This window comes from Bartonella sp. WD12.1 (assembly GCF_002022415.1).
Classification (GTDB): domain Bacteria; phylum Pseudomonadota; class Alphaproteobacteria; order Rhizobiales; family Rhizobiaceae; genus Bartonella.
The window spans coordinates 1,229,306-1,253,138 of sequence record NZ_MUBG01000001.1; the positions used below are offsets into that span (position 1 = coordinate 1,229,306).

The following is a 23,833-nucleotide window of genomic DNA, read 5'->3' on the forward strand; positions in this document are numbered from 1 at the left end:
GATTGGAATAAATATTGGGGATAATAAAATTTGATAAGGTGACACAAGTCTTTGGTGATTTGTGTGTTTTAAAAAACATCACTGTACAGCTTACTGAAAGGCGAGTTGCAATTATTGGTGCGAATGGTTCTGGAAAAAGTACATTTGTTCGCCTTATTAATGGTTTACAACTCCCATCAAGCGGTTTTGTGTGCGTTGATGGACTGGATACAAAGCACAATGCAAAAGCAGTAAAGCGTAAAGTAGGATTTGTTTTTCAAAATCCCGATAATCAAATCGTGTTACCATTGGTACACGAGGATTTGTCATTTGGCCTTAAAAATTTGAAATTAAGTAAGGAGGAAATTAAGCAGCGTGTTGATGAGATTTTACAGCGTTATGATCTGCAGAACTTCAAAAATCACGCAGTGCATTTATTAAGTGGTGGTCAAAAACAATTAATCGCTATTTCAAGCGTGATAATCATGAAACCAGACTATATTATTTTTGATGAGCCAACAACTTTACTCGATTTACGCAATAAACGTAAAGTTGCACAAATCATAGAAGAATTACCACAAACAGCAATTGTTGTATCGCATGATTTAGAGTTTTTAAAAAAATTTGATAGAGTATTAGTTTTTGATAAAGGAGAAATAATTGTTGATGATGTGCCTTCGGTTGCTATCAAAGAATACATGATGAAAATGTCATGATCAGTCTATATCTTCCACAGGATACATTTATTCATAGGCTTCGACCAGGAGTTAAGTTACTTTTCCTTACTGTATGTGGAACCATTATATCTATGGTTTCATCTATACCTATTTTAGGCCTGTTTTTATTATTAGTGGTTTTATTATATAGAATTGCTAAGATTCCTTTGAGCAATATGATAAGGCAGCTTAAACTGATAGGTTTATTGTTAGTTTTTATATTTATTTTTCAAGCTATTTTTAACAATTGGCTGACAGGCCTTGAAGTTATATTGCATTTTATCATTCTTATTCCTTTAGCATCCCTTATTTCATTTACAACAAAAATTTCTGATATGATGAATTCAATTGAAGCAGGACTTCAACCTTTCCGACGCTTTGGTATTAATCCATCAAAATTGAGTATGGTTTTATCTATGGCAATTAGATTTATTCCAGTTGTTAGTGAAAAATTCAATGAGGTACGTGAAGCACAAAAAGCACGCGGATTAGATACAAATATTATAGCTCTTGCAATACCTGTAATTATACGAATAATAAGAATGGCTTCAGAAGTTGCTGAAGCATTAGAAGCTCGTTCCTATGATAGTAATATTGATGATACACTTTCTAAAGATGATGGAAATACTCATATTGAAAGAATAATTTGATGAATACGAAAGATCTGGCTTATATCGCTCTATTTGTTGCCCTTTACGCAGTTTTAGGTCTTTTCCCTCCTATTTTTCTCCCCTTTTTAAATGGGGTTCCCATTACTGCTCAATCTATGGGGCCGATGTTAGCTGGATCTATACTTGGAGCAAAAAGAGGGGCTTTAGCATCAGTATTGTTTCTCTTACTTGTTGCCATTGGTCTGCCTTTGTTAGCTGGTGGACGTGGAGGTATTGGTAGCTTTTTAGGAATGGGAGGTGGCTACTTGATTGGTTTTCCAATTGCTGCATTTTTTATTGGATTTATGGTGCAATTGTTTTGGCTACGGTTAAACTTTATAACATTAGTAATCATAAATATTATATGTGGTTTTGGGATTGTGCATCTTTTTGGAGTATTGTGGTTAGCTTATGTTGCTAAGATTTCTTTGTTAGCAGCTTTGATGAACTCATTAGGTTTTTTTATAGGTGATTTTTTGAAAGTTTTGATTGCATCTTCTATAGCAATTATGATTAAAAAATCTGTTCCTCTAATTCACTCAAAAGAAGAGTAGTTAATATTTACTGCTAGATATAATCGCAAGACTCCACCTTTAAGAGCTACAAATATTACTCTAAAAACATATTTTAGTTATTCTTACCACTCCACTTTTATTCATGCTCTAAAAATTTTGCTTTAATCAATAAGTTAAGTGGTATTGATATTACATTGAATAAAAAGTTGATGTGTAAACTTTACGTTTACAAAGGATTAAAACACCAACAAGAAGGCTTCTTTGATATAACATCAATATCGATCAGAAACGATAACGTAGCCCCCCTGAGAAAGTACTTCCCGAAAGACCAGCTTTGGTTATTTTTTGCTGATAAACCATATCACCATGCAAAGCTATCTGAGACGACAATTGAGCCTGCACACCTACACCTGCTTCCATAGAAGAACCAAATGCGCCTAACTGGAATGTATCTTTGAACTGTACAAATTGCTTTCCTCCAAAACTACTCATAAGATGTAGTTTACCATAGAAGGACACTGAACGCCTCTCTCCAATTCTAGTAAGGGTTTTGATAAGACGTCCACCCAAACGCGTTGTTAATTGGCTTGGAGATCCTATTTTAATATCAAAACCACCAACATCTCGAGCGGAATTAAACATCAAATATTGATAGACAAGTTGCATCTGTGGCTCAAAAACAAGGCCTTCATATCCAGTCAAGAAAGCCTTACCACCTGTCAAAGCTGCACGCAGTGGCTTGCTCGTTATTCTTGCTGTTTTACTTTGCTCAAATGTTTCGACATTTCCTCGTGATAAACCATATGATAAAAGGCCATTAATATAAAACCCCATATTATGCTGCAAATTCGCATAAGCCGTTACAGACCAGTTATCAAAATTACTTTTCTTACTTTTTTCAACATCTTGAGGTTGGAGTGATAATTTACCATAAGTACCTACAACTCCAATAAATATATCGCTTTGTTCACTCTCTAACCTATTCAAAAGAGCAGCCGCCTCTATTGTGTGATAACCAAACTTGCCGCCATAACCATATTCCGAAATAGACAAATCAGAAGTGTAGTTGTGACTACCACCGTAACCACGTACGAAAAAGGCCGGCTTTCCATTGAAAAATGGATCAAACGACGTTACCATTGTTCTTAATAACTCAGTTTGATTGTTGATATCCATCAGCCCAGCATAGAATAAAGCATTGGGCAAAAGCAGATAAGTTGGAACTTGTGGAACAACCGCTTTAATCCCAAACTTGATATATTTATTTTCAAGACGGAAATCCCAAAAGTCCCCCTTACCTTCAACCAATCTTTGCCGAGGATTCGCTTTCCCAAATTCAGAACCGGGACCATATGCAATAAGATGATATTGATAAGGAAAATTAGGCAGTACAACATATTCAGAATTTAGTACAAAAGAATTTTGCTTTGCTCTTCCAGAAACCTGTATAATTGATATACCCGGATCATTTTTACTTGTGCTCACTTTTTCTCTTAAATGACTTAACATACCAAGCACATGAACCGTAGTGGTTCCAGAAACATCACCATAAATCAAAACTCGATCAGACTTTTGATCACTTGACCGACTACCACTTTCCAAAGATACATTAAGATAAATATGTGCACCACCGCCTTTTGCATTGTAAGCCTCACCTGATCCTTTTCCAATATGCAATGTTTTATAATCGTCTAAAGTTGGTCTTTCAAAAACAATAGCACTATCTTTAATCATCACATATGAAACAGATGACCACTGCGGATCTTGAACTTTACTTGTTGTTATAATCCATCTCGAACCGTTAGTTAAATAAAGCTCACCAGTATTTCCATCAAAAACGCGAGTACCACCACTTACTAAAGAAGCATCAGCCATAACTGTTACAGAAGACCCATTTTTAGCTTCTAATAATAAATCACCAGAAATTTCTGATTTTGATAAACTAATATGACCTTCAGCTCCAACACTATAAATAGCCGTATTATCTGGAACATGGAGGGCTGCTTTCTTAAAGGAAGCAAGTCCTGCTGCTAAAAAACCAGCCGTCCGTCTTGTCTCTTGAGTCTGATCTCCCTGAAAATATACACCATAAGATGCTTCACCCTTCACTATGATGGTTGAATTTTCAACATTAACCTTATTAATCCTAGGCTCGATAGGCGACGCACCTCCCCTTGCAGAGGCATCAACAGGCGCATTATCAATAAAAAAACCGTGCGCACGAATAACATCAACATTGCCATTCCTAAAATTAATCCACCCCCCAAGTCTTGCATGAAAAGCCGTATTACTGTTCACATTGCTTGCGTTATTACCATGCCCACTAATTTCCACTCCATCCAAATCAGCAGTCCCTCTTAAAAACGATTTAACACCTGTTCCATTTGTAAAAATAATCGACCCATTATTCATCAAACTTGTGGCAGCAGCAGAAATAAACAAACCAGCATTACGTTCTTTAGATTGAGAATCTCCCTGAACATTAATATTTGTCCTGACCAAACTAATACTTGAACCTTTATTGGTTACTACAACAGCCGCATGTGTTCCAGGATCCGTACGAACTACTCCGTCACTTATTGCAATCATCCCACCGCTCTCAACCTTAAGCTGCCTAAGTGAATCCTTAACCTCACTATTTTGTATTGCACTCATTGGTTGTTTTCTACCGCTTGCTATCGCTTTCTTTATTATTTTAGATATAAAATGATAAGGATTTTCGAAACCCAGATTGGTAATAATCACGGTTTCACTTCCTGCATCAACTGTTCTTGCTTGTGAAGAATTTCTTTCTTGTAACAAGGTACGTACACCTGCAGCTGTTCTCGATGTTCTCGATTCTGCGTTAACATCTATACTTTGAAAAAAACAAAGAGCGCTTATTGTAAAAACACACAAACACCTACGGTCTTTAAGCACTGTGATCATCATTTAATTATCCCGATAGAAATAAATAGAAATAATTTACAAAAATACTAAATAACCAAGAAAGGGCTCATAACATATTTTGAGCTGCTTTACAACATAATGTGCCTTATGTAGTATGTTTTATTTTAATTGTGTGTAAAAAAAGTCTCATTATGGGTTCTAATATTTTATAAGGGAAAGGATAAACAATGATTACAAAATATATAATACGAATAGCGTCTATTGTGACTGCAATAATGAGTTTTACAACTTTTTCTGCGGCAAATATAACCATTGAGCATGCTTCAGGTTCTACTTCTATTTCCACTTCTCCCCAAAAAGTTGTAGTGTTTGACCTTGCATCACTTGATAATATGAACCACCTTGGCATTAAGGTAATCGTCGGTGTTCCTGAAGGTAAAAAGCCTGCATATTTGCAACATTTTGATGATGCACGTTATGAAAAAATTGGTACTTTTTTTGAACCAAATTATGAAAAAATTGCTGCCTTTCAGCCTGACCTTATTATCATCTCTTCACGTACTCAATCCAAATATAAAGATTTATCAAAAATTGCCCCAACCATTGACTTGACAGTAGGAAATGAAAACTCTCTTAAAGACATCGAGCGCAATATCACTATTCTTGGAAAAATTTTTGGCAAAGAACAAGAAGCTGAACAAGAAATTACTAAACTCAATGAAATATTAGCAAAAGTTCGTAAAAACACCGAAGGGCAAGGCAAAGGGCTGATACTTATGACCTCTGGTGGAAAAATAAGTGCTTTGGGCCCTAAATCACGTTTTGATATCCTTCATTCTAATTTTGGAATTGCTCCTGCAACAGACAAACTGATTGTGCAAAAGCATGGACAACTCATTTCCCCTGAATTTATTTTTGACACAAATCCTGACTGGTTATTGGTTATCGATCGCGATGCTGCAATCGGGCGAGAAGGACAATCTGCAGCACAACTTCTCGACAATGAACTTATTCACCGTATAACAGCTTGGAAACAAAATCAGATCATCTATCTAGACTCTTGGAGCTGGTATCGAGCAAGTGGTGGTCTAACCGGATTATATGAAGCTGCACAACAACTCAACGAAGCTTTTGCAAAAAAGTAAATAATTTTACAAATAACTTGCTTACCATAAAAATAAAATTTAAGAGCAGAGGTTGTTTTAACCTCTGCTATTTTCATTTTTCTTAAAGGAAGTTCAGTATGAAAAGTTACTGGATAGCCATAATAGTTATTGTTTTACTTTCTATCGTAAGTATTTTTGTTGGTTATTCCGATGTAACACCTTCTAGCCTATTGTCAGGAAATCCGAATGCGTGGCTTCTTTTCTGGCAAACACGTATTCCCCGCACAGCTGCAGTGCTTTTAGCAGGTATGGCACTTGCACTTTCAGGCATGATTATGCAACTTCTTACACGTAATCGTTTCGTTGAACCCTCAACTGCTGGAACTGTTGAAACTGCATCACTTGGTATTCTTTTTGTTATGATTTTTGTTCCCAATATGCCTGTTCTTGGGAAAATGGTTGTTGCCACAACTTTTGCTATGGCTGGCACGTTACTTTTTATGTTTTTATTACGCCAGATCCCTTTAAAATCTACCCTCATTGTACCACTTACAGGAATTATGCTGGGATATGTTATTGGTTCCTTAACCAACGCTATTGCCGATTATGAAATGCTACTTCCTTCCCTTCAAGCTTATTTATTTGGCAGCTTTTCAATGGTTCTTGATGGAAAATACGAATTGTTATGGTTATCTTTTCCTTTATGCATACTTGCCTATTTTACTGCCGATCGCTTTACAGTAGCTGCTCTTGGAGAAGACTTAACCAACAATCTTGGCCTTAATTATCGTGCTGTCATGTTATGGGGGCTCTTTATCATTGCGTTAATTACCGCTGTGGTTATCTGCACAGTTGGTCGTATTCCCTTTGTTGGACTCATTGTTCCAAATCTTGTTTCAAGTTACAGAGGCGACAATATGCACCGTAGTGCTCCTTGGGTAGCAATTAGCGGCGCAGGAATGGTACTAATTTGCGATCTTTTAGGGCGAATTATTCACCATTCTTTTGAAATTCCTATCAGTGTAATGATGGGTGTTATTGGCAGCTTTATTTTCATTTTGCTTCTTTTACACTGGAGAAAACGTTTTGGGTAAAAAGAAAGCAACTATTCTCGTATTAACAATACTTATTGTCATAGCATGCGTTGCAAGCAGCCTTTATATGGCATGGAATATAACCATTTATACATGGACATTTCGTTTAACAAAATTAGTTTCCCTTCTTCTTATTGCTTATACGATAGCTGTTTCTACTGTTTTATTTCAGACAATTGTTAACAATCGTCTTCTTACTCCTTCTATTATGGGGTTTGATCAACTTTATATTTTAATTAAAACTGTTACCCTTTATTACCTTGGTTCTCTTTCTTTGCCCTTTTTGAACGAAGAAGGACAATTTATCTTTGAAGCGCTTATTTTAATTGTTTTTTCAATAAGTCTTTTTCACTTTCTATTTTCAAGAAACCTTAGAGGGTTTCATCTCACTTTATTAATTGGTGTTGTTTTAGGCGGATTTTTTTTCAGCTTGCGTATGTTTATGCAATTACAACTCAACCCAGATCAAATGATGAATTTAACTGACATCATGTTTGCGAATTTTAATAAATTAAATACATCATTAGTAAGCTTTTCTACAATCATTGTCCTCATCATTGCTTTGATTGGTTGGCGTTTGCATTATTTGCTTGATGTTCTTGCTCTCGGGCAGGAAACTGCTCTTAATCTTGGAGTTGATTACCGTAAAAGTGCCACAACTATTCTCATTTTTATTTTTATTCTTGTATCCATCTCGACAGCACTTGTTGGGCCAGTTACATTTTTTGGATTATTAGTGGCCAACTTGTCTTATGAACTATCACCTCAGGCAAGACACAGTGTTGTTGTGCCCATTGCAATATTATTGGCTATAATTTGTTTGGTTGGGGGACAATTTATTTTAGAACAATTCTTAAATATGGGAGGACGCTTGAGTTTTATTATTGAATGTTGTGGTGGAATTGTTTTCTTAACTTTGTTGATGAAGGGAAAATTTAAATGATTGAAATCAATCATCTTTCCAAAACTTATGGAGCCAGATTGGTTATTGACAATTTATGCCTTCATCTACCAAAGGGGGGAATTATTTCTCTTATTGGTCCCAATGGTTCGGGAAAATCAACTCTTTTAATGATGATAAGACGTCTTCTGCCAAGTGATAAAGGTACAATTAACATCGATGGTCTTGATATTTATAAAACTCCCCATGATGTTTTAGCTAAAAAACTCTCACTTTTGCGCCAAGATAATCCATTATCTGTCCGTTTAACCGTATATGATTTAGTCAGCTTTGGACGCTACCCTTATTCGAAAGGTCTATATAACAATGAAGATAAACAGTTCATTGACAGTGCTATCCGATATCTCGGTTTACAAGATCTAAAAACAAGATTTTTAGATGAACTTTCTGGGGGACAGCGTCAACGAGCTTTTATTGCAATGGTCATCTGTCAAGATACTCATTATGTATTGTTAGACGAACCATTGAATAATCTTGATATGAAACATTCCGTTTCCATAATGAAGCAATTACGCCGTACTGCCAATGAACTAAAAAAAACCATTCTTCTTGTCATGCATGATATTAATTTTGCATCATCTTATTCAGATATGATTGTTGCACTCAAAAATGGTAAAGCAGCTTATTGTGGAAACCCAAAAGAAATTATACGTTCAGAAATTCTCAAAGAGATTTATGATATGGATATCCAAGTAAAAACAATCAACAATGTGCCCATAGCTCTCTATTATCAATAATTTTAAGATTCTTCTTTTAAACTTGCACACACTTTAAAATCTGCTAGAAACAATGAAGTCGCATATTGGGGAATAGTTTAATGGTAGAACAGCGGACTCTGACTCCGTTAATCTTGGTTCGAATCCAGGTTCCCCAGCCATTTTGATTTAATGATTTTAATTTATGCGTCTTTCTCTCACACTTATTAAAACTATAATTCTCTATCTCTAAAAACTAAATTCTTTATTGAATTCAAAGGACGATTCTTAAATGCTTGATTTTATAAAACAAATCTATTATTCTAAGGGATAGCTTATTATGAAAAGTGACAATAATAATCTCACAAACATTATATCTATGATATGTTTGGTAAATAATGAGGGAATACAACTATGAAGCCAGAAACTATTGCTTCTGTTATGCATTCTATAACGTTGGCTTCAACAACGATAGAGACAATGGAAGCCTCTCAAAATCAGGTAGAGCCAATACAGAAAATGGCAAAACCTATTCCTATTATTAAACCTATGCCTCATTATCCCCTTTCTGCAAATATCTCTGATATGATGGCACATATTAACGAGCTTATTAGTCAGAAAACAACAAAACTTGTTACAGAAATTAATCACGTTTTCTCTTTAGAAAAAAACAAAGAGCAAAAAAAGCAATCAACTCAACAAGGTGCAATAATAGAACAAGAAGGATTCTATGAAGCAGCAAGAGTAGTAGAAAGAGTAACTAATAATTAAAGTAGAGTCACACAGTCAGATTACCACTCATAACACTAAAGTAAGTTTGTGAATATTCTGATTTAGTCGCTGATATAATATTTTGTTATCAATGTGATGAAAAATACAAATATAGCCTCACTTAGTCTAACAATTAGTGAGATAAAATAATATTTATTTTTGACACATAATCAATTAAGTATAATTTCATTTTTCTAAACATGAATATGAAAAATACTTGAGTAAAAGAAAATATAAAAAGAATTATTCATCAAGAATTTTTGCATAAATCAAGCATTCCCTCATAAACCTTGATCCCCTCTTTACCCTTTCCACTTCCCTTTCCCTCGATAGCGACCTCTCCTAAAAAAGCATATCCTGTTGTAAGACTGATCCCGTGCTCTCCACCAAAGATAATCGACCCTTTATGCGAACAACCCCCGTTTTCGACAGTCATACCTTTTGCGACATTCCTTAAGGTAGTATCATCCAACCATACTGCTCCTTCCCCCACATAAACCCCATACTTCCCTTTAAACTGAATCGTCGAGCTCCCACTGATCATCAATGCCCCCGTCCCATTCATCTCCACCCCCGTTGCAACTTTTGAAATCTTCACATCCGTCAACGTCAAACTCGCAGTCGCCTTATCTTCCACCTTCACCCCCGTACCACCTCCTTTTCCCGTAATTATTGTCCCTGTTAAAGTAGCACTTATTACCGAAATCCCCACACTCATCCCCTCTGTCGTAAACTCTTTTATCGTCCCATCCTTCATCGTCAAGCTCTTACCACCCGAAATATCCACCCCCGTTTCAACCTGTGCAATTGTCACCCCATCCAACTCAACCGTTCCCTCTGTCGCATACACCCCATTCCCACCCCCACTTCCTGTAATCACCGTCTTCGTCAACTTAGCCGTCATCTCTCCCCCCACATAGACCCCATAACTCCTCGTAAACCCAATCGACCCCCCAGTCATCGTCAAACTCTTCCCTCCCATCATATACAGCCCCGTTGCAACCTTTGAAACCGTCACATTCGTCAACGTCAAGTTAGCACTTACCCCTCTCCCCGACACCTTCACCCCCACCCCCTTATTCTCTCCCGTAACCGTCACATTCCTCAAGTCAGCCCTTGTCACCTTTTTCCCCACATATACTCCATACCCATTGTCGCTCGTAAACTGAATCTCCGTTTTCCCACTAATCATCAACGCCCCCGTCCCATTCATCTCCACCCCCTTCTCAACACTCTCAATCGTCACCCCATCCAACGTCAAATTCGCACTTGTCCCCTTATCCTCCACCTTCACCCCCGTACCACTTCCCTTTCCCGTAATCACCGTCCCTTTTAACTCAGCACTTATTACCGAAATCCCCACACTAACCCCTGCTGTTGTAAACTCTTTTATCTCCCCCCTCTCCATCGTCAGCTTCTTACCACCTAACATCTGCACCCCTGTCCCAACCTTTGAAATCTCCACATCCGTCAACGTCACCTCTCCCCCGTTGCATACACCCCAGTCCCACCATTCCCACCCCCACTTCCTGTAATCACCGTCTTCGTCAACTTAGCCGTCATCTCTCCCCCCACATACACCCCATTCCTACTAGTCCCACTTCCTGTAATCTTCGTCCCATCCAAATTAACCGTCACCTCCTCTCCCCCCTCCACACTAACCCCCACCCCACTATTCTCCACAACCGTAATCGCCCCCCTTGTCATCTTAAACGTCCCACCACCCATCATACTCACCCCCGTTGTAACCTTTGAAACTATCACATCCTCCAACGTCACTTCTCCCTTCCCCGACATATCTACCCCCGTACTCGTCTCACTTCCCGTAATCTTCCCCCTAATCATCTTAAACGTCCCACCCGACATCCTCACCCCATTATTCCCCGAAACCGTCACCCCCTCTAACATCAACGTCCCCGTTTTCCCCACACTCACCCCCCCTTCACTAATCGTTCCCCCCGTCATAGTAACCGTTCCCCCCTGCACACTAAGCCCCGTCCCCGTAGCCGCAATCTTCGTCAACTCCCCACTAATCTTCACCGTCCCCTTACTCACACTCACCCCATACATAACCTTTGAAATATCCACATTCGTCAACTTCACCTCTTCCTTACTCGAAGTATTCACCTCCACCCCCTTACTCGTCCCACTTCTCCCCCCATTTCCCTTAATCGTCGCCCCTATCACCTCAGCCTTCCCCGTCTCCGTTATCCGAACCCCCACCCCATGTGTCCCCTCAGCCGTAATCGTTGACTCCCCATTAATCTTCAACACCCCTGTACCTTTCACCTCAACCCCCACTGCATTTTGCCCCTTAGCCGTAATCGCCGATTCCCCACTAATAGTCACCTTTCCCTTACTTACCTTGACCCCCGTTTCAAACCCCGAAACCGTTACCTTAGTCAACTCAACCGTCCCCTCCCCCGCCATATCCACTCCTATCCCCCGACCACTCCCACTCTCATTTCCCACAATCTTCCCCCCATCATATTAACATTCGCCTTCCCCGTTCCCTCCACCTTAATCCCCACCCCATGTGTCCCCTTAGCCTCAATCGTCGACTCCCCATTAATCTTCAACGTCCCTCCCTCCACCTTAATCCCTACCCCATTCTCCACAGTCGTAACTATCTTCGTCCCCCCAGTCACTGTCACCGTCCCCGAAGTCCCACTCTTCATCTCCACCCCCGTTGAAAAACTCTCAACCGTCGTTCCCATCAACATCACTTCTCCATCCCCCATCATCACCACCCCCGTACCCTTATCCCCACTCCCATTATCATTTCCCACAATCTTCACATTCGTCACAGTAGCACTCGCCTTCCCCTGTCCCGACACACTAAGCCCCGTTCCATTAGCACTCGTAACCACAATCTTCCCCTCCAGTCATCTTCAACTTCCCATCCCCCTTCACCTCAGCCCCCGTTGTGACCTTCGTAAAATTCGTACCTATCAACGTCAACGTTCCCCCTTTCACCTCAGCCCCCACTACTCCCCCACTCCCCACAATCGTCCCCCCCGTCACTTCAGCCTCTCCCTGCCCCTGCATCACGATCCCCTTACCACTCGATCCAACCGTAATCGTCGTTCCCTTCCCCGTCATAGTAACATTCGCCTTCCCCGCCCCCTTAATCTTTATCCCCGTCTTGACATCCGTAAAACCTGTACCCATCAATTCAACCGTCCCATCCCCATCCATCACTATCCCCGTACTATTACCCCCCTTCTCCACTGTCACCCCCTGCCCCTTCATCATCAACATCACCCTCCCCTTATTCTTCACCTCAAGCACAACTCCATCTTTCTTAACCCCAATCGATCCTGTCACCACCGTAACAGACCCATCACCCACCTCTATCCCCTTATGCACATCTGTAACAGTAGCATCCATCAACTTCAGCTGCCCTTGCTCATGCACCTTAATCGCCGGCTGATTATCATTCCTACCACTACTACCTCTATCACCAGTATTTATAACCGTCAGCGTACCACTCATCATAATATCCGCCCCCCCACGCACCTCCACAGCAGGCATACCAATGTACTTATCCATATCTATATTCCAATCATCACTCAGCACCCCATCCCCCCTCATCACACTTCCATCACACACAATTGGCTTACTACCATCGCTACCAGTATCAACAGCCACCCTACAATTACCCTGTGACCCAGCATATACTTTTTCCTGAGCAGCTATAAGAGACACACCTGCTAGAAGAGCTGTCGATAAAAAACAAAAACAAACATGATGCTTCAATACGCGACGCATAACCATAACCCTCTCATCATCTTTAACGGAATAGGATCAAAAGAGACGAACTATTTGCAAAACGAGAATCGAAAATTAAAACACACCTGATACAAATCAGATCTAACGCCATACCCCCATTGAGACCTATACAAAAGACATCACTCATCAACACAATAATCTAATGAATAAGGCTAAACACACTCCCCAAAACAAAAAAAATAAACCTATAAGATAAAAAATCCTATACAAACACACATCACGCAGGAAACAGAAAGTAAACGTAAAAACAAATGAAACATACTTTCTAAAAAAATATCCACCCCCTTTACGACATTGGCAAGGACCGTATTTTTTAACATGACACGCCCACCATTCATCACATGAACGCCTAGCCCTTTACCCTGTCCGTCGATTTTGATGAGCGCCCCCTTAATATCTGCCTTGTTTGCACCCTCCGTTGCATCAACCTTGAGGAAAGTAGTATCAGCATTATTACCTTCATACTTCATCCCCACATTGACTAACAAAGCATTCCCCTGCTTGAGAAGTACCCCATGCTCTCCATGAAACTTTATCACCCCATTCTGCATGACCACAATCCCATTTTCGACAGTCATACCTTTTGCGACACTTTTCAGGGTAGTACCACCCAACCATGCCGCTCCTCCATTCACATACACCCCCGTACCACTCCTCACAGCTTCCCCACTTCCCGTAATTGTCGTCATCGCCACCTCTCCCATCACATCTTTCCCCACATAGACCCCATACTTCCCTTGAAACCCAATCGTAGAGGTTCCCCCTATCGCCAACATCCCACCCCCCGCTGCAAATATTCCCATTCCAACCCCCGAAATCTTCACATCCGTCAATGTCATTACCATCGTTCTCCCTCCCATTGCATATACACCCACCCCTTTATTATCCTTTCCCGTAACCGTCACATTCGTCAAGTCAGCCTTTGTCACCCCTTTTCCCACATACACCCCATAACCATTCCCTTTAAACTCAATCGATCCCTGATTCATTGTCAACGTCCCACCTCTCGTCACATGTACCCCTTTTTGCACTCCTGAAATCTGTACCCCCTCTAATCTCACTGTTCTCCCCCTCAATGCCCCCCTCAACGCTCCCCTCACCTCATGACTTCTCCTTCCCGTAATTGTTGTCATCGTCACCTCTCCCATCACTTTATCCCCCGCATACACCCCGTACTCACTAGCCCCAGTTCCCGTAATCTTCGTCCCCGTCAAGTCAGCCCTTGTCACCTCTCCTCCCACATACACCCCATACTTCCTTTTAAACTCAATCGTAGAGCTTCCTTCTATCGTCAACGCCCCCGCCCCATTCATCTGCACCCCTATCCCAACCTTTGAAACCATCACATCCTTCAACGTCACATTTCCCCCCGCCACATACACCCCTTGACCACCTCCCTTTCCCATAATCTTCGTCTTCGTTAAAGTAGCACTCTTCACAGAACTTCCCACATAGACCCCATAACCATTGTCGCTTGTAAACTCAATCGTCGAGCTCCCACTCACCGTCAACGCCCCCGTACCATTCATCTCCACCCCCGTTGCAACCTTTGAAATCTTCACATCCGTCAACGTCAAACTCGCAGTCGCCCCACTCTTCACATACACCCCGTACTCACTCCCATTCCCCTCTCCCCTAATCACCGTCTTCGTTAACTCAGCCTTTGTCACCTCTCCTCCCACATAAACCCCATACTTCCCTTTAAACTGAATCGTAGAGCTTCCTTCTATCGTCAACGCCCCCGCCCCATTCATCTCCACCCCCGTTGCAACCTTTGAAACCATCACATCCGTCAACGTCACCTTTCCCCCCGCTACATACACCCCTTGACCACCTCCCTTTCCCGTAATCTTCGTCCCCGTCAAGTCAGCCCTTGTCACCTCTCCTCCCACATAGACCCCATACCCCCCTGCAAAATTAATCGTTGTCGAGTTTCCACTCACCGTCAACGCCCCATTACCCATCATATACAGCCCCGTTCCAACCCTCTCAATCTTCACATCCGCCAACGTCATCGCCACCTTTCCCTCATGCGCCACATACACCCCTTGACCACCTCCCTTTCCCGTAACCGTCACATTCGTCAAGTCAGCCTTTGTCACCCCTTTTCCCACATATACTCCATAACCATTGTCGCTTGTAAACTCAATCGTCGAGCTCCCACTAATCATCAACGCCCCACTTCCTGACATATCTATCCCCGTTTGCACCCCTTTTATCATCCCGCCACTGATCGTCAGATCATTCCCTGCCTTCATCTCCACCCCCGTTGCAACTTCTGAAACCATCACATCCGTCAACGTCAAACTCGCAGTCGCCCTATCCTCCACCTTCACCCCCGTACCACTTCCCTTTCCCGTAATCACCGTCCCTTTTAACTCAGCACTTATTACCGAAATCCCCACACTAACCCCTGCTGTTGTAAACTCTTTTATCTCCCCCCTCTCCATCGTCAGCTTCTTACCACCTAACATCTGCACCCCTGTCCCAACCTTTGAAATCTCCACATCCGTCAACGTCACCTCTCCCCCCGTCGCATACACCCCCTTACTCACCCCACTATTCACAGCTTCCCCACTTCCTGTAATCACCGTCTTCGTCAACTGAGTCATCTCTCCCCCCACATTAACCCCATAACTCCTCGTAAACCCAATCGACCCCCCAGTCATCGTCAGCTTCTTACCACCTAACATCTGCACCCCCGTTGCAACTTCTGAAACCGTCACATCCGTCAACGTCAAACTCGCAGTCGCCCCTCCCTTCACATACACCCCTGTCCCAACCTGTGAAACCGTCACATCCGTCAACGTCAACTCAGCACTCTTCACCTTGCTCCCCACACTCACCCCTTTACTCGTCCCACCCCCCTTTCCTGTAATCTTCGTCCCATCCAAATTAACCGTCACCTCCTCTCCCCCCTCCACACTAACCCCCACCCCATTCTCCACAACCGTAATCGACCCTCTCTCCATCGTCAGCTTCTTACCACCTAACATCTGCACCCCCGTTGCAACTTCTGAAACCGTCACATCCGTCAACGTCAACTCAGCACTCTTCACCTTGCCCCCCACATACACCCCTTTACTCGTCCCACCCCCCTTTCCTGTAATCTTCGTCCCATCCAAATTAACCGTCACCTCCTCTCCCCCCTCCACACTAACCCCCACCCCATTCTCCACAACCGTAATCGACCCTCTCTCCATCGTCAAGCTCTTACCACCCGACATCGTCACCCCCATTGTAACCTTTGAAATATCCACCTCCTCCAACGTCACCTCTCCCCCCGTTGCATACACCCCAGTCCCAGTCTCACTTCCCGTAATCTTCCCCCTAATCATCTTAAACGTCCCACCCGACATCCTCACCCCATTATTCCCCGAAACCGTCACCCCCTCTAACATCAACGTCCCCCCCGACATATATACCCCCCCTTCACTAATTGTTCCCCTCGTCATAGTAACCGTTCCCCCCTGCACACTAAGCCCCGTCCCCGTAGCCGCAATCTTCGTCAACTCCCCACTAATCTTCACCGTCCCCTTACTCACACTCACCCCATACATAACCTTTGAAATATCCACATTATTCAACGTCACCTCTCCCTCCCCCATCATCACCACCCCCTTACTCGTCCCACTTCTCCCCCCATTTCCCTTAATCGTCGCCCCCGTCACCTCAGCCTTTCCCCCAGTTATCTGAAGCCCCACCCCATTATCCCCCTCAGCCGTAATCGTCGACTCCCCATTAATCTTCAACACCCCTGTACCTTTCACCTCAACCCCCACCGCCTTTTTCCCCCTAGCCGTAATCGCCGATTCCCCACTAATAGTCACCTTTCCCTTACTTACCTTGACCCCCGTTTCAAACCCCAAAACCGTTACCTTAGTCAACGTCACCTCTCCCTCCCCCGCCATATCCACCCCCACCCCCTGACCACTCCCATTCCCATGTCCCTGAATCTTCCCCCCCATCATATTAACATTCGCCTTCCCCGTTCCCTCCACCTTAATCCCCACCCCATGTGTCCCCTTAGCCTCAATCGTCGACTCCCCATTAATCTTCAACGTTCCCCCCTCCACCTTAATCCCCACCCCATTCTCCACAGTCGTAACTATCTTCGTCCCCCCAGTCACTGTCACCGTCCCCGAAGTCCCACTCTTCATCTCCACCCCCGTTAAAAAACTCTCAACCTCCACCTTATTCAACTCAACCGTCCCCGTCCCCATCATCACCACCCCCTGACCCTTCTCATTTCCCACAATCTTCACATTCGTCACAGTAGCACTCGCCTTCCCCTGTCCCGACACACTAAGCCCCGTTCCACCATTAGTACTCGTAACCTCAATCTTCCCCTTTGTCATTTCCAGCTTCCCCCCCGACACCTCAGCCCCTGTTGTGACCTTCGTAAAACTCGTACCCACCAACGTCAACGTCCCATCTTTCACCTCAGCCCCCACTACACTCCCACTCCCCACAATCTCTCCCCCCATCACAGTAGCACTCGCCTCTCCCTGCCCTTGCATCACGATCCCCCTACCACCCCCCACAACTGTAATCTTTCCCTCCCCCATATTAACACTCGCCTTCCCCCCATTCCCCTTAATCATTATCCCTGTCTTGACATCCGTAAAACCCGTACCCATCAATTCAACCGTCCCACCCCCATCCCCAACCTCTATCCCCGTACTATTACTTCCCCCTCCACTCACCCCCCGCCCCTTCATCATCAACGTCACTTTCCCCCTATTCTTCACCTCAACCACAACTCCATCTTTCTTAACCCCAATCAATCCTGTCATCACCGTAACAGCCCCTTCACTCTCAGCCACTATCCCCTTACTCACATTTACAATAGTAGCATCCACCAACTTCAGCACTCCTCCACCATGCACCTTAATCGCCGGATAAGTATTATCACTACTGCCTGTAACCCTCAGCATACCACCCATCGTAATATTTGTATCCCCCCACGCACCTCTACAGCAGGCCAACTAGGGTACTTACTCATATCTATATCTCGATTATCACGTAGCACCACATCACTCGCACCCCCACTCAACCCATCACTCCCATTACACACAATCGGTTCATCATTACCACTACCATCAGCAACCACCCTACAATTACCCTGTGACCCAGCATATACTTTTTCCTGAGCAGCTATAAGAGACACACCTGCTAGAAGAGCTGTCGATAAAAAACAAAAACAAACATGATGCTTCAATACGCGACGCATAACCATAACCCTCTCATCATCTTTAACGGAATAGGATCAAAAGAGACGAACTATTTGCAAAACGAGAATCGAAAATTAAAACACACCTGATACAAATCAGATCTAACGCCATACCCCCATTGAGACCTATACAAAAGACATCACTCATCAACACAATAATCTAATGAATAAGGCTAAACACATACCCCAAAACAAAAAAAATAAATCTATAAGATAAAAAATACTATACAAACACACATCACGCAGGAAACAGAAAGCAAACGCAAAAATAAATGAAACATACTTTCTAAAAAAACATAAACACCAATTAACAATTTAAAATAAAACACACCTAAAAAATGCAAAAACTGGTTGTTATGAAATAGTGCTGGAGTATTTTTATTTTTGTAACTTTCTATAGAAAATCCTATATCATAATTAAATTTAGAATCCATTCTAACGTCTAAGAAACAAAAGCGTGTGAAGCAATCTATTATTGCTAGCTATTCTAACGCCTTTTGGATATTATCCATTTTAAATAAGAAACCGTATTTGATCTAATAGAACAAATACCATTTTGAAATAATACCCTTCTTACCCGCAATCCCCTCGCGTGCTGCATTACTTACATAACTAAAAGTTCATTATAATCATCTGAATAATAAAAAGAAAATTGCACTCCACAATCCAAAACTGAACCTGAGAAACTTAACTTATTACCTATGGGGAGCTTCATACCTATCTAACGTTTGAATTAAGCAATCCATAGATAGAACTTTCAAGATGTAATGCCCCGCGTTTTCTCACTCAACAATGCAATGCAAGTACACTGTAAACAAATAAATGTTTTCTGAAAACAATACCGATAAAAAGAACAGCTTTTTAAAATCTCATAGCTATTTTAGCTTATTCGACAGTATCAAAATCGAGATTAAGCATTTTTGCTAAAAACTTTATAGACCATATTAAATCGTTTACTAAATTGAGAATGTTATAAAAATAGCTATAAAGTCTCAGACTTAATAAAGCAGCACGCTATTATTTGAATAGAGGAGATTGATGCAGTTGCGTATGTATTCTTTTCATGGCTGATTTCTAGTAACTAAAATTGCTTTAATTACTCACATGTCTTTAAAATATCCAAATGCAACTGCTCTTCTTGGAGGAAGAAAATATGTCTTCTGATATTTTTGTTACAATTTTAGTCCACTCAAACTAAAGAAGCGTACATCTACTTGAGATAAATACCGTAATATTCTTTATAAATGAGGTAGAGATTACGCTTCATTTATAGCTTGGTTATAAACTAGAATTAACTTCTGATTATAAGAACAATCAAAAAAGTTTCTCTTAAAATTGATAAAAATTTCTCAATACATTTTTGCTAAAACATGATGTCAAGATTTTCAAAAACCCGTTTCTATTCGATTATAAACCAATTGCGTGAACGCATAAATCTGCCCTCCGACAAATGGAGCTGTCAGCGCTAAAACAAGAAAAATAATAATGATTTTTGGAATAAATGTCAGAGTCATTTCCTGCACTTGTGTTAACGCCTGAAATAACGCAATACAAATCCCTATAGACATAGCAGCAAGAACTGCTGGACCACTGGCAATTAAAATGGTCCATATAGCAGCCGTTACCATATCAATAGCATCAGCTTCATTCATACTTCAACCTCAGCCTCAACATGAGATTGATCATTATTTGAATCAGGTTTACTGCCCATTACCGTAATACCCGGACCGATAAGCACTTTTTCATTATTATCTAATGTCGCGACCATACCATCAGTATAGATATCTATAGATTCAACATATCCTTCAATTATCTTACCATCAGCATCCTCAAATTGAATATATTTTCCAACATATCCTTCCGCTCCATTAATGGAACCATTTGAAAGTATCTGATCAAGTTTATCATTTGTTTTTATAGTTTGTTCAACAACTGAAAAGCTTGCTAATTGGGCTACAAATTCTGTTGAATCCATAGGATTGGTTGGATCTTGATTGTTCATCTGTGCTACCAACAATTTTATAAATGTATCAAAATCTGTGTCTTTCTTAGCTTCAACAACATCTTGTCTTCCACTATCTCTGCGCAAAAAACTTGCAAGATTACCACTACCAACCGCACCTAACGTCATATCACACCTCACTAACCTGTCTAACTTCTCTTGTGTTTGTATTTGTTAAAGGTATTTTTCCCATAATTTGCGCTTCTCTTGGGAATAAACCACGAATAACTTTCAACACTTCAAAAATTTTATTTTGCTCAGTCAAATAAATACATTCTTTCAGCCCTTCCAAAAGATCACTATCCGTAAAAGTTTGAAGCAACTTTTTTAACAATCCAACAAAAACTACCGATGCTTGTTCAGCTTCTCCTGGATTAATCAACATAAGTTGAGCAGAAAAATAAAGTTGTTTAAGTGGCGTATCAGTATCTTCCACTTGTAAAACATGCCCCTCTAAAAGAAAAGTCACATCATTGAGCAATTCAAAAGTCACTTTACGATCCACACGTAAAACTGCACCATTAATAAAAATTTTTTCATTCGGCTTTAATGTCAAATACATTGGCTGCCTCCTCATTCACACATCTCTGGATTAGTAGAAAGACCATCGCGGATAGATTCCGAAATCTCAACGAGAACATCAAAATCAGCAACTTCTCCCTCATCTAATTTCTGAATTTCCTTTAAAATAAAAAAACCAATAGAAATAAGAGATGCCTTCAATTCTGGTGGCAAAGCATTTTCTGCTTGTCCGAGATCTTCAATAAGAATGATCCAAAGTTTCCGAGCAAATTGAACTGCTTCATTAACCTCGTGTGAACCAGGGCCTTTTGCTTTTGCGTCCAAAAGAAGTTTAATGCAACGATCAAACAAAGAACGTTCACGCTCACGCGCGCTCATTGCATCATCTTCCATGACATCTTCATATCGCATTTGGTACATCAAATAACTGCACCTCTTATCTTAAATAATTAACAAGACTTAACTGGCTTATCCGCCCTGTCAAAGTATAAGAAAGATTTAACATCGCTTCTAATGCTTGAACTTTCTGAACAGCCTCTGTTGAATCAACACCAATCAAATCAATCTTTGCTTTCATGAGAAGATCTGTCTGAATCTCAATTCGTTGCGTAGCCGTTTTTACCCTCGCCTCAGCACTCCCTATTCTGGAAGCTATAGCAATAATTTCACTAATAGAACTACTTGTAGATGTTTGATCAGCAGAAGTCCGCGCCTTTGAATATAGACTTTCTTGCGCATCTTTTGACAAACCAATATCGCCAAACTCTGCCACCAAAACCATACTTTTCATGGCATCGCGAAATCCTTTTTCATTAGCACTTGCTGCAACATTAACTGTCTCACCATTCGACAAAATACGCTTTTCAATAGAGCCATCTTGAGCATTCGAAAAAACTTTGGTGAAATTTTCTTCATCAAACAAGCTACTAAATGACCCATCAATAAATTCTTCCATCTCTTCACTGGTAAGATCTTCCGGTTTTCTACCGCCCAAAAATTCATCAAATGTTTCTCTTACGACCTTACTAGGCCCAGTTTCACCACCAACTTTATAAAAATTTAATGGTGGTTCACTAGTATTAGTCCCACCAAATACATATTCACCGTTATAATTGGTATTTAAAGCAGAAATAAATGCACTCAAAGAATCCTGTGCAACTGCTTGTATCACAGATGGAGTCGTATTTCCTGGATCGCCCACAAGCATATTATTAAAAAGAGTCAATGCTCCTGGTGCAGCTGCTTCATCACCTGATGAAATCAAACTGTGTATCGCAGCTTGCATAGAGGACATTCTTAACATCGCCAATTTATTGGTATTACTAAAACCTTCAAGATAACTCATCTGGCTTTCAATATTCACCAAACGCCCTGTTCTGCGCCCTAATGTAAGACCTGGATCATACAATTTTCCAGTAGTCGCTTCATAGCTTGCTTGCATTAATTCAGATTGCCCATTAGCAATTACATCACGCCGAGCATTACTTAAAACATATGTTGAAACTGATGGAACTCTCATTTTATACCTACCGAATTGCTATCATAAGATCGTCTAACATTTTACCAACCGTACTAATAATACGCGTGGTGGCTGCATACGTCTGTTCTAATTGTAACATTAACACCATTTCATCATCTGTATTTACACCCGTTCCGTTGGATAATGCTTCAGATGCATGTAAAAACATTGTGCTGTGATATTTTGCGTCTTTATCCGCATCTGAACGTAATCCTTCAAGCCAACCAATTGAATTCTTACTAAAATCCATAATAGATTGTTCGGGAGACAAACCTGTATCTATTCCAAATGGCCGCTTTTGATCAAAAGCATCCACTAATGATTGAAGATCCTCACCAAAATGTTCTGGCCCACCGCCTTCTGTATTACTATCAAATACAGAATTAAGCCGTATTCTCCCTGACAACCCCTCAATAGGATCAATAACACCATCTGGCTGATTATCATCTAAAAACAAGGAAGGAGGCCCTGGAAACATCTGCATTAAAGCATTTGCCATTTCATCCAACTGCTTTTGATACTGTGGTGCTATTTCATCACGTATCCTCAACAATCCACCAAGATTGCCACCACCATTGGGCTCAACAAAAGATGGATGACCTAACGGCACGCCATCAACAAAGACTTGCTTTCCCGCAACACCAGCTGGCAAGGAGCCGCTTGATTGAAATGTTACCTCCCGTGGGGTTTTATCATACAAAGTACTACCATCCATACCATAAATGGTCATACTCCCATCAGAATGATACACTGTATTGATGCCAATTTCTTGAGATAAAGCTTTTAAAACTGTATCTCTCTGGTCCATATAGATGCTATCATCCCGCCCCGCATTCCTTTCTCGAACCACATACTGATCAAGCTCATGAAACTGTCGCAATAAATCATTAATATGATCAACAGAGTCCTGAATATCGCTATCTGCATCATTGCGTAGCTTTTCGATTTCGCGATTGCCTTCATTTAAACTGTAAACCAAATCACGTGCACGATCAACGGCCGCATCTCCTGCAGAACGCTGTTGCGGATCATTCGCATAAGTTTGTAGTGCTTTTTGAAAATCGCTAAGTAATTGTGAAGGTGCCCGTGAAAACTCATCCACCCCATAAATACTAGACAAACGATTAAGCCCGTTAGCAACACTACCAGTAACAGCAGCTTGACTTGATTTGACCAAATAATTATTCAACAAATGGACATCACCGTCACGACGAACTGTAAGATGAATAGCACCTCTCGGCCCTGATTCTATATATGAAGTTCGCCGGACATAGTTTGGGTCTTGAGCACCAACTACATTTTGCGAAACAATACCCAATTGGCCTGTAGTCGCCTTGAGAGAGTTTCGTGCTGTATTAATTGTTGAGTTAAACCCCATAATTTGAAATC

General features: G+C 41.3%; 21 protein-coding genes and 1 tRNA gene. 9 read left to right on the forward strand and 13 right to left on the reverse strand.

From position 1 onward, the window contains the following. The first annotated feature begins 14 nt into the window (after positions 1–14). Genes BWD121_RS05530 through BWD121_RS05540 form a run of 3 tightly spaced genes read left to right on the forward strand, consistent with a single transcriptional unit; the run spans position 15 to position 1,899 of the window. A complete protein-coding gene (locus BWD121_RS05530) occupies positions 15–695 on the forward strand; it encodes an ATP-binding cassette domain-containing protein (RefSeq protein ID WP_078663686.1) in 681 nt (226 codons plus the stop codon). Further along, positions 692–1,345: an energy-coupling factor transporter transmembrane protein EcfT gene (locus BWD121_RS05535; RefSeq protein ID WP_078663687.1), complete on the forward strand. Its 654-nt coding sequence runs from the start codon at positions 692–694 to the stop codon at positions 1,343–1,345. Before BWD121_RS05530 ends, BWD121_RS05535 begins: the two co-directional genes overlap by 4 nt. Beyond that, positions 1,345–1,899, forward strand: coding sequence for a biotin transporter BioY (locus tag BWD121_RS05540; RefSeq protein ID WP_078663688.1), 555 nt, complete (start codon positions 1,345–1,347; stop codon positions 1,897–1,899). The genes BWD121_RS05535 and BWD121_RS05540 overlap by 1 nt, the downstream gene beginning before the upstream one ends. Before the next feature lie 243 nt (positions 1,900–2,142). Here the strand turns inward: BWD121_RS05540 and BWD121_RS05545 are convergent, their stop codons facing one another. Beyond that, positions 2,143–4,791, reverse strand: a complete 2,649-nt coding sequence (locus tag BWD121_RS05545) for an autotransporter outer membrane beta-barrel domain-containing protein (protein WP_078663689.1) — start codon at positions 4,789–4,791, stop codon at positions 2,143–2,145. Positions 4,792–4,976: 185 nt separating this feature from the next. Between BWD121_RS05545 and BWD121_RS05550 the strand changes: the two genes are divergently transcribed. From BWD121_RS05550 to BWD121_RS05575, 6 genes are all read left to right on the forward strand, one after another. Beyond that, positions 4,977–5,894 carry a siderophore ABC transporter substrate-binding protein gene (locus tag BWD121_RS05550; RefSeq protein ID WP_197684867.1) on the forward strand — a complete coding sequence of 306 codons (918 nt, stop codon included), beginning with the start codon at positions 4,977–4,979 and terminating at the stop codon, positions 5,892–5,894. Between the two features lie 98 nt (positions 5,895–5,992). Then, a complete protein-coding gene (locus BWD121_RS05555) occupies positions 5,993–6,949 on the forward strand; it encodes an iron chelate uptake ABC transporter family permease subunit (protein WP_078663690.1) in 957 nt (318 codons plus the stop codon). Continuing rightward, complete coding sequence (locus BWD121_RS05560; RefSeq protein WP_078663691.1) at positions 6,942–7,892, forward strand: iron chelate uptake ABC transporter family permease subunit; 951 nt, start codon at positions 6,942–6,944, stop codon at positions 7,890–7,892. Before BWD121_RS05555 ends, BWD121_RS05560 begins: the two co-directional genes overlap by 8 nt. After that, positions 7,889–8,647, forward strand: a complete 759-nt coding sequence (locus BWD121_RS05565; protein WP_078663692.1) for an ATP-binding cassette domain-containing protein — start codon at positions 7,889–7,891, stop codon at positions 8,645–8,647. The genes BWD121_RS05560 and BWD121_RS05565 overlap by 4 nt, the downstream gene beginning before the upstream one ends. Positions 8,648–8,713: 66 nt before the next feature. Next, a tRNA-Gln gene (locus tag BWD121_RS05570) sits at positions 8,714–8,787 on the forward strand. Between the two features lie 232 nt (positions 8,788–9,019). Then, entirely contained in the window at positions 9,020–9,376 is a 357-nt protein-coding gene (locus tag BWD121_RS05575) for a hypothetical protein (protein WP_078663693.1), read from the forward strand. 250 nt (positions 9,377–9,626) lie between these two features. Here BWD121_RS05575 and BWD121_RS05580 read toward each other — a convergent pair whose 3' ends face one another. The 12 genes from BWD121_RS05580 to flgK form a co-directional block, all read right to left on the reverse strand. Then, positions 9,627–10,856 (reverse strand): right-handed parallel beta-helix repeat-containing protein, encoded by a 1,230-nt coding sequence (locus tag BWD121_RS05580; RefSeq protein ID WP_078663694.1) that lies wholly within the window; start codon positions 10,854–10,856, stop codon positions 9,627–9,629. Beyond that, positions 10,853–11,848: a hypothetical protein gene (locus BWD121_RS05585; RefSeq protein ID WP_143245256.1), complete on the reverse strand. Its 996-nt coding sequence runs from the start codon at positions 11,846–11,848 to the stop codon at positions 10,853–10,855. The genes BWD121_RS05580 and BWD121_RS05585 overlap by 4 nt, the downstream gene beginning before the upstream one ends. Further along, positions 11,815–12,246: a hypothetical protein gene (locus tag BWD121_RS05590; protein WP_078663696.1), complete on the reverse strand. Its 432-nt coding sequence runs from the start codon at positions 12,244–12,246 to the stop codon at positions 11,815–11,817. Before BWD121_RS05590 ends, BWD121_RS05585 begins: the two co-directional genes overlap by 34 nt. After that, positions 12,230–13,153 (reverse strand): hypothetical protein, encoded by a 924-nt coding sequence (locus BWD121_RS05595; protein ID WP_078663697.1) that lies wholly within the window; start codon positions 13,151–13,153, stop codon positions 12,230–12,232. Before BWD121_RS05595 ends, BWD121_RS05590 begins: the two co-directional genes overlap by 17 nt. A gap of 200 nt (positions 13,154–13,353) precedes the next feature. After that, positions 13,354–18,156 (reverse strand): right-handed parallel beta-helix repeat-containing protein, encoded by a 4,803-nt coding sequence (locus tag BWD121_RS05600; RefSeq protein ID WP_158078246.1) that lies wholly within the window; start codon positions 18,154–18,156, stop codon positions 13,354–13,356. Beyond that, positions 18,099–18,407 carry a hypothetical protein gene (locus tag BWD121_RS05605; protein WP_078663699.1) on the reverse strand — a complete coding sequence of 103 codons (309 nt, stop codon included), beginning with the start codon at positions 18,405–18,407 and terminating at the stop codon, positions 18,099–18,101. The genes BWD121_RS05600 and BWD121_RS05605 overlap by 58 nt, the downstream gene beginning before the upstream one ends. A gap of 1,379 nt (positions 18,408–19,786) precedes the next feature. Further along, positions 19,787–20,053 carry a flagellar biosynthesis protein FliQ gene (gene fliQ / locus BWD121_RS05615; protein WP_078663701.1) on the reverse strand — a complete coding sequence of 89 codons (267 nt, stop codon included), beginning with the start codon at positions 20,051–20,053 and terminating at the stop codon, positions 19,787–19,789. Beyond that, positions 20,050–20,532 (reverse strand): flagellar hook assembly protein FlgD, encoded by a 483-nt coding sequence (gene flgD / locus BWD121_RS05620; RefSeq protein WP_078663702.1) that lies wholly within the window; start codon positions 20,530–20,532, stop codon positions 20,050–20,052. The genes fliQ and flgD overlap by 4 nt, the downstream gene beginning before the upstream one ends. A 1-nt stretch (position 20,533) precedes the next feature. Beyond that, entirely contained in the window at positions 20,534–20,965 is a 432-nt protein-coding gene (gene flbT / locus BWD121_RS05625; protein WP_078663703.1) for a flagellar biosynthesis repressor FlbT, read from the reverse strand. 11 nt (positions 20,966–20,976) lie between these two features. After that, entirely contained in the window at positions 20,977–21,345 is a 369-nt protein-coding gene (gene flaF / locus BWD121_RS05630) for a flagellar biosynthesis regulator FlaF (RefSeq protein ID WP_078663704.1), read from the reverse strand. 16 nt (positions 21,346–21,361) lie between these two features. Beyond that, positions 21,362–22,444: a flagellar hook-associated family protein gene (locus BWD121_RS05635; protein ID WP_078663705.1), complete on the reverse strand. Its 1,083-nt coding sequence runs from the start codon at positions 22,442–22,444 to the stop codon at positions 21,362–21,364. Positions 22,445–22,451: 7 nt separating this feature from the next. Beyond that, positions 22,452–23,822: a flagellar hook-associated protein FlgK gene (gene flgK, locus BWD121_RS05640; RefSeq protein WP_078663706.1), complete on the reverse strand. Its 1,371-nt coding sequence runs from the start codon at positions 23,820–23,822 to the stop codon at positions 22,452–22,454. Between the last annotated feature and the right edge of the window lie 11 nt (positions 23,823–23,833).